Below are 9622 nucleotides of genomic sequence, written 5' to 3' on the forward strand. Positions count from 1 at the left end.
CATGATAATTTCCTCCAAATTAAATAAATTTTGTTGAACCGCTTACATTTTGAGAAAAAATGATTGCTGAATCATGTGAGACAATCTGGTTAAACGAAGGGTGAACTTCGAAACCTGGTATTGATCCGTTGCATCATGACCAACTTCCTTTCTTGACAGCTTGAAATGTTCAAACAATAACTTGTTTTTACAAGTCTTATAGTAAGCGTTTCCAAAAAAGAAAAAAAGGTCTATAATGGCAAAAGAAGTGATGATATCCGACCAGTTGTTTAAAAGGATTGTCGTTTGTCGGTGTGTTGAGACCCTTAATACCAACGTTTTGAACATTTGGTAGTCATTTCCGACATTAGCTCAATTCTTATTTTAGGTATATTTAGTGACTATTTCCGACATCGTCAGGAGGTACAATCAAAATGTTATTCTCAACGTTCACAATGGAAAAAACGCTGCTTTATTATAAGGGTGGTGAATTTTTGGCTCATAGGGGGTGGCATCACCGCCGCATGTATCATAAAGGCGACTATGAACTAATTTTATGTATCAAGGGGCCGATTTATCTTCAAATTGGTGATATGCGATACACTTTAAATGCTCGCGAGGTTTTGATCGTTCCGCCCTTCACCACTTTTTATGGCTACCAGGACTCACCCGGGGACGTCGATTTTTATTGGCTGCACTTCTTCTCGCAGCATAAAGAAGACACCGTCACCGCCAATGAAGACGATATGACGGCAACCATCAAATCCAGTAGCAGCAAGAAACGGCAAATCTTTTTACCACGTTACTTTAAACTGGCTGATTATGAAGAAGCTACTATATTAATTCACCAGATCCTATCCATTCATAACGAACTGTCATTTATTGAAGAGCGAGATTATTTGGTATCTGCACTTCTCATCCAACTGTATAAGTCATACTTCAATCGCCCTGACGCCAACGAAGACAGTTCAAGAATCAGCAGTCTCAAGGAATGGATTCGTGCCAACATGTCCAGTACGTTGACGGTTGCGGAAATCGCTGAACGCAGCCACTTGAATCCCGATTATTTAACCCGGTTATTCAAACACTGTACGGGTATGACGACGCTTCAATATCTCAACCATGTGAAAATCGAAGTCGCGACCCTGCTCTTAATTCGAACCGACATGTCGATTAAACAAATTGCTGATAATTCATATTTTAATGATCCAAAAGTTTTCATGCGGCGCTTCAAGAGTGCCACCGGACTATCGCCTACCGAGTACCGAAAGTCTTACAACTTGATTCACTTGATCAATCCCCACGTTGACCCACAGATTCCAATTCCAAAGCGAATCGCTGATTCAATTGATTACATCCCTGAGAATGGTGACATTCCAGAATAACTAGGAGGAACTATCATGAAATTATTCACTAAAAAATTTGCCGGTCAATCACTCTTATCCTGGGTTTTTCAACTTGCCCTGATTTATGTGGCCTGGCAGGTCAGCACCCACGCAATGCCAAATAATATGACAACCATTACAATTGCCGCCGTATTGTTACTGGCAATTTACTGGAGTTTTTCACTTGATCGACGAAGGGGAAACAATAAGTAAATATGCTTCCGAAAGCCTCCCATTCATGTTAGTATCACAGTGATGTGTATATACATAGATGGGAGTGGATTGATTATGAGAAATCGCTTAAAAAAGGGAGCCGCAGTCCTTGGGCTGCTTGCTGGGGGAATCTTACTTGGTACATCCGTCACAGCTCACGCAACTTTGACACCTTCAAGTACCCAACCCGGCGCCAACATGGTAGATGTCTCCAGTTGGCAGGGCAACTTAACTGCAGCAGATTATCAAACATTAGCACAAAATGGCGTTAAAGCCGTTACGATTAAAGCCTCTGAGGGAACGGGATATACCAACCCGTACCTGTCACAACAAGTCCAGTACGCTCAACAGGCCGGGCTCAGTATTAACTTTTATCATTTTGTCCACTTTACAGACACAGCATCAGCAACTCAGGAGGCACAGAACTTTATCAATGCCGTCCAGTCCGTTACGAGCTCCAAAGATGTCGTGATGGTCGCAGATTTTGAATCATCTGAATTGGGAAGCATCTCAAAAGCAAATAATGACGCCAACTTGGCGGCCTTTGATGCTGCACTGAACCAAGGCGGCTATAACAAGACTGACCTGTACACAATGGCCAGCTGGTTGGGCGTCAAAATCGATACCAACGCCTCAAATCAAGGTTGGATTGCCGACTATCCCGCAACCCCAACTGGCAATAAATACCCGTCCGCCAATGCTTGGCAGTGGGCCTCTGACTATCGTTTCCCAAATATCAATCAGAATTTGGACGTCAGCCAGTTGAACAATAGCTTCTATTTAAATTCAGGATCAGCGGCTGCATCGACAAATACGAACACAAATGCCAATTCATCAAGTGCGTCGAGTGCTTCAAGCGCCTCCAGCGCAACAACGCCGACTAAACCATCGAGCTCAAATAACGATGGCGAAATTGTCAAAATTCCGGCACCGTCAGGCAAACAGTATTCAGCTGCGCGTTCAGCATCTGTTAGCTTAGTATGGCGCAGCAATATGGGCGCTCATTACTATACAACGACAAAGGGCGCACGTTATTCAAAGCACCTGGGAACCCGGTATGGCTATAATGCGGAACTCCCAAACACAACGTGGGTAACCGATGCACACGAAAAGTTATATAAGAAAAATACGGGCAAGTACGCAATCTATTACCACGTAAGGAGTACGGTAGGAAACCACGGCGGCTGGATTTGGAGAGGGTATTTGAAATAAAGTAGAGTGTGACGAGCAACGCTTTGACACGAAGAGCTAAGTGCGCTTTGATTTAAATCCTGGTCTTGGATTTGAATCAAAGTGTCTTAGATCGTAGTGTCAGTTGCGTCGGAACACATTTTATCCAAGTAACAGTAGAACACGAAACTGATCCAAATTAAGTTCCACCAGAGTGTGACGAGACCCGGTTAGACTCGGAGCATTAATGTGATAACCAGTTTTGCCGCTGGGTTTGCGGCGAAGCTGGTTATCGGATTAAGCGGACGAGTCTGGGTCGTCGGAACACATTTTATCCGAGTAACAGCAGAACACCAAAATAGTCGAAATTAAGTTTCAATAGAGTGTGACGAGACCCGGTTAGACTCGGAGCATTAATGTGATAACTAGTTTTGCCGCTGGGTTTGCGGCGAAGCTAGTTGTCGGATTAAGCGGACGAGTCTGGGTCGTCGCCAAGTAGGCTAGGCACTGCACTCTGTTTGCGGCCGTCGGAACACGTTTCTTCCAAATACCATCAGAACACCACAAAAAGCGGGTACAGACAACTTGTAATTGTCCATACCCGCTTTGTTTGTGCAAATTTAGCTCACTTCTTGAGGGCTCAAGCCGTTCTCCATAAACCGAATCAGATTATTCAATTCAGCTTCTTTATCCCAATCCCGATCCGGGAAGAACACATAATGTTCAACGACGTATCCGGCAAAATTGGCTGACAGGAACCGAATGATCTGTTGATTCGGCCAATCGACCATCACGTGTTGCGCCTTCATTTGCGTAAGTTCATTGTTTAAATCGTCAATGAAATCTTGTGGAAATGCGCCAATGATGTCCTTTCGAACCGCTGAATCATACAATACTTCACTCAAAAATATTTTAACGACTAAAAGATTATCCTCGATAAATTGAATTCTGTTAACTGTGATCGTTTTGATAAATTCATGCAACGATGGATAAGACGTCAGCAGCATCTTCCGGGAAAATTCATGCAAAATATCGGGAAGCAGTGAATCTGTCAAAGGCCTCAAGATTGCCTTGAGCAAACCATGTTTGTTGTTAAAATGTTTAAAAATGCTTCCTTCCGAAACAGTCGCTGCTTTGGCAATTTGCTGGGTACTGGTATTAGCGTACCCATTTTTGGCAAATAATTTGATGGCAGCATTCAGCACTTTTAATTGCTTCTCGGTTAGATTGCGCGTCTCGGGTGACGTGGCGTATAAGCTCATTAAATTGTTTTGCATCAATCCACCTTCTTTATCCCAATTATAGTAGATGCAATAGGGTGCTTACAATAGAAAATGACCGGCGCAATCTTACAATAGCCGGTCATTTCCCTTTAACTTAATACCAAATGCCTACTTACGATCTTCGACTAGTGTTGTACCGTCATATTGTGATTCTTGCGGTAGCCAAAGTAGAACTGAGTGGCTGCCAGAAGAATATTGACGTAGTTCAAAACGTTGAACCAAGTCGAGATTGCCGCAACTGGGGTGCTGGCATAAAATACCCAGAAACCAATGATCACTGCAGCAACGTTAATCCAGCCCAAGATTTTTTGTAGGTTCTGGTTGTCCAATTCAAACCACATCCAAATCGCATTGATTACAAACCAAATCGCTAAAATCCAGAATGTCCATGTAAACATATGATTACCCTCTTTATATTAAAGTAGGTAGTATTCACTTTCTACATAGTGAGTGGTTACTATCTTTTGAACAACTACAGTATAGTTCCCTCTCAAAATTAAGTCAACGAAAAGCTCACAATCTCTTTTAATTGAAATTCCAGCCTTATCAAACGTACTAAAAAACGGACTTCAACGCATATTTCACCGTTGAAGTCCGTTTTACTGGTTATCAAATCATTTAATTGTGACCGTAATTTATTTCAAAATATTAATCAATTTAGTATATTGCGAGTCCATCCAGCTGACGTATGTCTTGTTGGCAGGCAAGGTTTCAGTAACTGGCAATACCGGTACCTTATTCTTCTTGGCCAATGCCACAAGGTTATTAACTGTCTTACTATCTACTTGCTTGTTGAAAACGAAGAAGGCAATTTTGTGATTCTTAATACCATTTTGCATGGTTTTAATGGTTTGTGGAGAGGGATCAACGCCTTTTTCAGTATCATTTTCAAACTTGGTGTCCCCAACTTTAAAGCCAGTCGCTTGAAGCGCATAATCAAAGACTGGTTCGCTGACGTAGACTTCTTTATTCTTCTTAGTTGACGCAATTTGCTTCAATTGCGCAATCTTGTCATTAATGGGGTTCAACGAAGCGATATACTTCTTCGCATTTTTCTTGAAATAGGCTTTATTCTTTGGCTGAAGTTTACCTAATTTTGTGGCGATCGTGTTAGCCAGTTTTGGCATTGTTGCCGGATTGTACCACAGATGTGGGTTATCACCGTTCTTCTTGTTCATCAAGTCTTCACCAACCTTAATATAGTCAACCTTACTGCTATCTTTGACCAAATTATTCATCCAGCCATCGTAGCCGATCCCGTTGGCAATCACAATTTTTGAACCAACCGTTTCTTTGGCAACCTTTGTCGTAGCTTGGTAATCGTGGGGATCAACGTTGGGATTATTAATAATCGATGTTACATCACCCTTGTTGCCGGCGACGGCCTTTGCCACCTCACCATAAAAATCGGTCGTTGCTGTAATCTTAATTTTGCCATTGCTGGACGATGAACTGTTTGAACATCCCGCAAGGCCAATTCCAAGTGCCACGACAAGAACTGCCAGCAGCATGGCCTTTAGATTTGATAACTTATGTAACATGAAATATCCTCTCCTCTTTAAATCGTAATCGTTACTTTTTAAGGATAATCGAAACGGTTTAGGTTGTAAAGTGAATTTGGGATATTTCTTCAAATATTTTTATAAATTATGATAATTCGTTAACACCAGCTTGTAGAACTGGGCCATCGTATAGGCTTGATGAAAGTATTTCTTACCGCGATTCTTGTAGTACCCGACCGGATCCGTATGATCAGAGCCGCCAAGATAATGGGCGACGGCACCATGAGACCAGACCGTTCCCTTACCGTCGTAGCAGGCATCGTTTGGCTTTAAATGATACTCCTTTAAAATATAGGCCGTATAGTAGGCTGCATTTTCAACCTCTTTAGCAAAGGATTTCTTACTATGCATTTCCACCTGTTCAAACTGCACGAAGCGGGCATTGCCGGGATAGCCGACACCCCAGCTCAAATACCTGGTACTGGCAATATTAATAATGTGATCGTCATCGACAAAAGTATGCACGAATGCATTTCGGTAATTCTTCTTCATGTAGGCAATTTCACCGTAGATGGTCGAAGTCGAATTACCCGTCTCATGAATGACGACGCCTTCAGGTTTGTTTTTGCCGTGCCGGTACTTATAATGCGGAAATCCGCCCCAAATATTGGTGGTAATCGTACGATGCGTAATATTGTGACTTGCTATGTAGTTGTTCACTTTGGAAGATTTTGCCTGAGCAGGCACGGCGCTTAAGCAAATGACCGAAATCAAAATCATTAAAAATAAAGACAGCTGTTTTCTAAACATTTCATTAATCGCCACTCTCATCCTTAGTTTGTCCATTCTACGTCTAAACTCAATGGTAGTCTTTCATTCAAATTTTTCAACAATTCATCCCATCCCCGTTGATTGCATGCGGTGTAATTAGTGGTATCGCCATTTAGATGGTTGTATCATGTAAGCGAATTCAACAAATGGTATCAATTAATGAGGAGGAATTTATTTATGACAAGTTTTGACAAACGTGGCGCAGACGATCGCCTGCTTACACCTGATAATTCACTGTTAACGATTATTGATTATCAACCTATTCAAATCGGTTCAATCGGATCAATGCGTCATGCTGATTTGCTAAAAAACGCTGAAATGGTTGTTGAGACGGCAAAATTATTCAACTTACCCATTGTGCTTTCGACTGTGAATGCCCACAACCAACGCAACTCAGACACCGTTAAGCCGCTAAAGGATTTGCTTGGCGACATTCCTTCCTATGATCGTTCATCAATTAACGCCTGGGAGGATAAAGATTACAATGAAGCCATCAAGGCAACCGGCCGCAAGAAGATTATCATCTTGGCTTTATGGACCGAAGCTTGTTTAACCTTCCCAACGATTGATGCGATCGCTGAAGGCTTTGACGTTTACCCGGTTGTCGATGCCGTCGGAGGGACTTCGACAATCGCTCACGAAACAGCCCTTCGGCGAGTTGAGCAGGCAGGTGCGCACCTGATCACCATTCCACAATTAGTTTGTGAATTACAGCGTGACTGGAACAGAAAAGATACCGTTCCCGGGTTTGTTAAATTGCTGCAGGAAAACGGCGCGTTTACGAATTTGTAATTTGTAATTTGTAATCAGGAAAAAACAAGGGGCTGTGACAAAACTAACGTTTTGCTAACAGCCCCTTGTTTTTTCAATTTTTATATAGCCGGAACGTGTGCCAAAAGGCCGCTTCCTAGGCATAACTACGAATAACTTTCCGAGCTTTCAGCTCAAAAAGTCATTCTAGGTTATGCTACGCCGGCCATGAAATGCCAAGCCTCTTTGGCGGAAGCAAAACCGCCTTTTGGCACACTCCCTTGTTTTTATTATCAAATCAGTTAGTTTGCCTCTTTAAAGGCAGTCTAATCATCATTTTGCTGCGAAGACGTTTGCCGTGCTCTTCCAAGAACCGGCCGCAAGAAGTGAAGCCCCAGTCCAAGAACAGCTCCAGCAGCTGCGGGTACAACCCAATCCATCCCCAGACTGGCGAATGGCAGGACGTGTTGCTGAACGGCACCCAAAGTCTGGCCAAAGGCGCTTTGACTAACAACGGGTGGGAAGGCGGCCACCATGTCCAGAAGTGCTGGAACAGTCGTAAACCCAACGACCAGCGCGTAAACCAGCGGATCGCGGTCAAACAGCGGTGAAAAGACCGACAGTAAAATCAAAACCATTGCGAATGGATACAGGAACATCAGCATTGGCGTTGACCACTGGATGATGGTATCAAGACCAAAGTTCGCGGTCGCAAAAGAGGCCACACACATGAAGCCGAGCCAGCCGCGATAGCTGACTTTCGAAAAATGATTGTGAAAGTCTTGGGCAAATGCAGCGACCAAACCAACGGCGGTCGTCAAACAAGTAACCGTCAGCAAGGTTGCCAACAAGGCATGCCCCATGCCGCCAAGATAATAGGTCACTAATTGATTGAACGCAACCCCACCATCCGCAGAAGCCTTATACGTTGAAAGGGTCGTGGCCCCCAACCAGATTAAGACCAGATAGATGACTCCGATGGCTGAAGTCGCAAACAAGCCGGCTTTGGCAGTGACTTTGGCGTTACTGCTGGGTTTGGTCTTCCCTAATTGACGGACAGCTGTCACAACTGTGACACCGAACGCCAACCCAGCCAGCGCGTCCATTGTGTTATACCCCTGTAAAAAGCCATTGAAGAACGAGTCGCTCTTGTAAGCTGCGGTAGCTGCTTGTTTTCCGGCCACTCCCATTGGATTGGCAAATCCTAATGCAAAAACACTAAATAATAGCAGTAAAAATACGGGATTCAGTACCTTTCCAACTGACGTCATGACGTTAGATTCTTTGTAGGAAACCAGAAATGCCAGTCCGAAGAATACTGCTGAGAATACCAATAACCCAACATGGGCCATCGATGCCGGCAACAGTGGCTGAACACCAACAGTAAAGGGAACGGTGGCCGTCCGTGGCGTTCCAAACAACGGTCCGATGGTTGCGTGAATTAAGACCATAAACGTCAAAGCAAACACTGGACCAAGTGGTTTTCCAATATCATAAACCCCTTCGGATCGGGTAACACTGACCGCCAACACAGAAAGCAGTGGTAACAGCACCGCCGTCACCAGAAAGCCAACTGCCGCTAACAGCCAGTGAGAACCTGACAACTGCCCTAAGTGAATTGGGAAAATCAAATTTCCGGCTCCAAAGAAGAGGCCAAATAACATTGAGCTGACGACAAAATAGTCGCGTTTTCGTAATGGGTTTGGATTTAAGTCATGTAATTCCTGCATATATGAAGATCTCCTTTATGAATTAAATTTCGATTTTGGCTCCTAATCTGACTAATATCAATCTGGGATTTCATTTTCACCAACTCTTTTCTTAAATGAATTATTAGAAAACTATGTACAAAAATCCGAGTAATCAAAAAGGCGCCCTAATCCAGCTACTGCTGAATTAAGGGCGCCTACTGCACTGTACCACCTTATATTTGCAATTATATTGCTACAATTGCCTTTCACGTACGGCTAAAAAAGCGATACGCTAACACGATAATGGGTGTCACCAATGCACGTTACTCTTATTCTTCGGTACATCGCTCAAAAGGGATTTTCGCATTCTTGATCCTGCTTCCTCTCACCAAACGAAGCTCGCTTCTGGATGTCCGAACGTTACTCAACTTTCTCACAGCGTTTTCTAATTATTTAATTAGTATGTTAACGGTCTGCCATCACAATGTCAATACCAATTTTGATAATTATTTAAAACGGTTTGGCGAAATCATTTTCGGAAGCGGTTTCATTTCCACCCCAACATGCCCTATAATAGAGTTGTATGAAATATTTGATAGGGAGTGAGTTTATGTCAAAAGTATTAATTGCAGGTAGAATTCCGGAACACGCACTCAACATTCTCAAGGATGCCGGCTTGGATATTGATGTCTTTGATGATAGCCAAAATCTCATCACGAAGGATGAATTAAGTAAGCGAGTTTCCGACATCGACTTCTTAATCACACCCCTTTCCACGAAGGTCGATTCAGACGTCATTGATGCGGCACCAAACTTGA

9 protein-coding genes and 1 pseudogene are annotated in these 9622 nt (G+C 43.2%); 5 read left to right on the forward strand and 5 right to left on the reverse strand.

What is annotated here, in order from left to right; all coding sequences use genetic code 11:
- The first annotated feature begins 413 nt into the window (after nt 1–413).
- The 3 genes from AB3112_RS05220 to AB3112_RS05230 all read left to right on the forward strand — a co-directional run bounded on the left by AB3112_RS05220 (nt 414) and on the right by AB3112_RS05230 (nt 2789).
- Nucleotides 414–1364: a helix-turn-helix domain-containing protein gene (locus tag AB3112_RS05220; RefSeq protein WP_367334067.1), complete on the forward strand. Its 951-nt coding sequence runs from the start codon at nt 414–416 to the stop codon at nt 1362–1364.
- 15 nt (nt 1365–1379) lie between these two features.
- The gene (locus AB3112_RS05225) at nt 1380–1577 is read left to right on the forward strand and encodes a hypothetical protein (protein WP_084973487.1); all 198 of its coding nucleotides are present in this window, start codon (nt 1380–1382) and stop codon (nt 1575–1577) included.
- 75 nt (nt 1578–1652) lie between these two features.
- Nucleotides 1653–2789 carry a GH25 family lysozyme gene (locus AB3112_RS05230; protein ID WP_084973489.1) on the forward strand — a complete coding sequence of 379 codons (1137 nt, stop codon included), beginning with the start codon at nt 1653–1655 and terminating at the stop codon, nt 2787–2789.
- A 578-nt stretch (nt 2790–3367) separates the two neighbouring features.
- On the opposite strand, the gene AB3112_RS05235 is transcribed toward AB3112_RS05230, so the two are convergent.
- The 4 genes from AB3112_RS05235 to AB3112_RS05250 form a co-directional block, all read right to left on the reverse strand.
- Nucleotides 3368–4024: a TetR/AcrR family transcriptional regulator gene (locus AB3112_RS05235; protein WP_084973491.1), complete on the reverse strand. Its 657-nt coding sequence runs from the start codon at nt 4022–4024 to the stop codon at nt 3368–3370.
- A 131-nt stretch (nt 4025–4155) separates the two neighbouring features.
- Nucleotides 4156–4428 carry a hypothetical protein gene (locus AB3112_RS05240; RefSeq protein WP_057909703.1) on the reverse strand — a complete coding sequence of 91 codons (273 nt, stop codon included), beginning with the start codon at nt 4426–4428 and terminating at the stop codon, nt 4156–4158.
- Nucleotides 4429–4665: 237 nt separating this feature from the next.
- Nucleotides 4666–5571, reverse strand: coding sequence for a metal ABC transporter solute-binding protein (locus tag AB3112_RS05245; RefSeq protein WP_367334068.1), 906 nt, complete (start codon nt 5569–5571; stop codon nt 4666–4668).
- 99 nt (nt 5572–5670) lie between these two features.
- Nucleotides 5671–6363, reverse strand: coding sequence for an N-acetylmuramoyl-L-alanine amidase family protein (locus AB3112_RS05250; RefSeq protein WP_367334069.1), 693 nt, complete (start codon nt 6361–6363; stop codon nt 5671–5673).
- 177 nt (nt 6364–6540) lie between these two features.
- Here AB3112_RS05250 and AB3112_RS05255 point away from each other — a divergent pair, with 177 nt between their 5' ends.
- Nucleotides 6541–7155, forward strand: a complete 615-nt coding sequence (locus tag AB3112_RS05255) for an isochorismatase family protein (RefSeq protein ID WP_084973497.1) — start codon at nt 6541–6543, stop codon at nt 7153–7155.
- 284 nt (nt 7156–7439) lie between these two features.
- On the opposite strand, the gene brnQ is transcribed toward AB3112_RS05255, so the two are convergent.
- A complete protein-coding gene (gene brnQ / locus AB3112_RS05260) occupies nt 7440–8843 on the reverse strand; it encodes a branched-chain amino acid transport system II carrier protein (RefSeq protein WP_084973499.1) in 1404 nt (467 codons plus the stop codon).
- A 571-nt stretch (nt 8844–9414) separates the two neighbouring features.
- Here brnQ and AB3112_RS05265 point away from each other — a divergent pair.
- A pseudogene (locus AB3112_RS05265) lies at nt 9415–9622 on the forward strand (hydroxyacid dehydrogenase); the annotation flags it as partial.

This window comes from Lentilactobacillus sp. (genome assembly GCF_040773105.1).
Taxonomy (GTDB): Bacteria; Bacillota; Bacilli; order Lactobacillales; family Lactobacillaceae; genus Lentilactobacillus; species Lentilactobacillus parabuchneri.

Excerpts from the sequence above, each read along its gene's own strand:
- AB3112_RS05220 (WP_367334067.1), top strand. The coding sequence starts at position 414 with ATGTTATTCTCAACGTTCACAATGGAAAAAACGCTGCTTTATTATAAG.
- AB3112_RS05225 (WP_084973487.1), top strand. The coding sequence starts at position 1,380 with ATGAAATTATTCACTAAAAAATTTGCCGGTCAATCACTCTTATCCTGG.
- AB3112_RS05230 (WP_084973489.1), top strand. The coding sequence starts at position 1,653 with ATGAGAAATCGCTTAAAAAAGGGAGCCGCAGTCCTTGGGCTGCTTGCT.
- AB3112_RS05235 (WP_084973491.1), bottom strand. The coding sequence starts at position 4,024 with ATGCAAAACAATTTAATGAGCTTATACGCCACGTCACCCGAGACGCGC.
- AB3112_RS05240 (WP_057909703.1), bottom strand. The coding sequence starts at position 4,428 with ATGTTTACATGGACATTCTGGATTTTAGCGATTTGGTTTGTAATCAAT.
- AB3112_RS05245 (WP_367334068.1), bottom strand. The coding sequence starts at position 5,571 with ATGTTACATAAGTTATCAAATCTAAAGGCCATGCTGCTGGCAGTTCTT.
- AB3112_RS05250 (WP_367334069.1), bottom strand. The coding sequence starts at position 6,363 with ATGAGAGTGGCGATTAATGAAATGTTTAGAAAACAGCTGTCTTTATTT.
- AB3112_RS05255 (WP_084973497.1), top strand. The coding sequence starts at position 6,541 with ATGACAAGTTTTGACAAACGTGGCGCAGACGATCGCCTGCTTACACCT.
- brnQ (WP_084973499.1), bottom strand. The coding sequence starts at position 8,843 with ATGCAGGAATTACATGACTTAAATCCAAACCCATTACGAAAACGCGAC.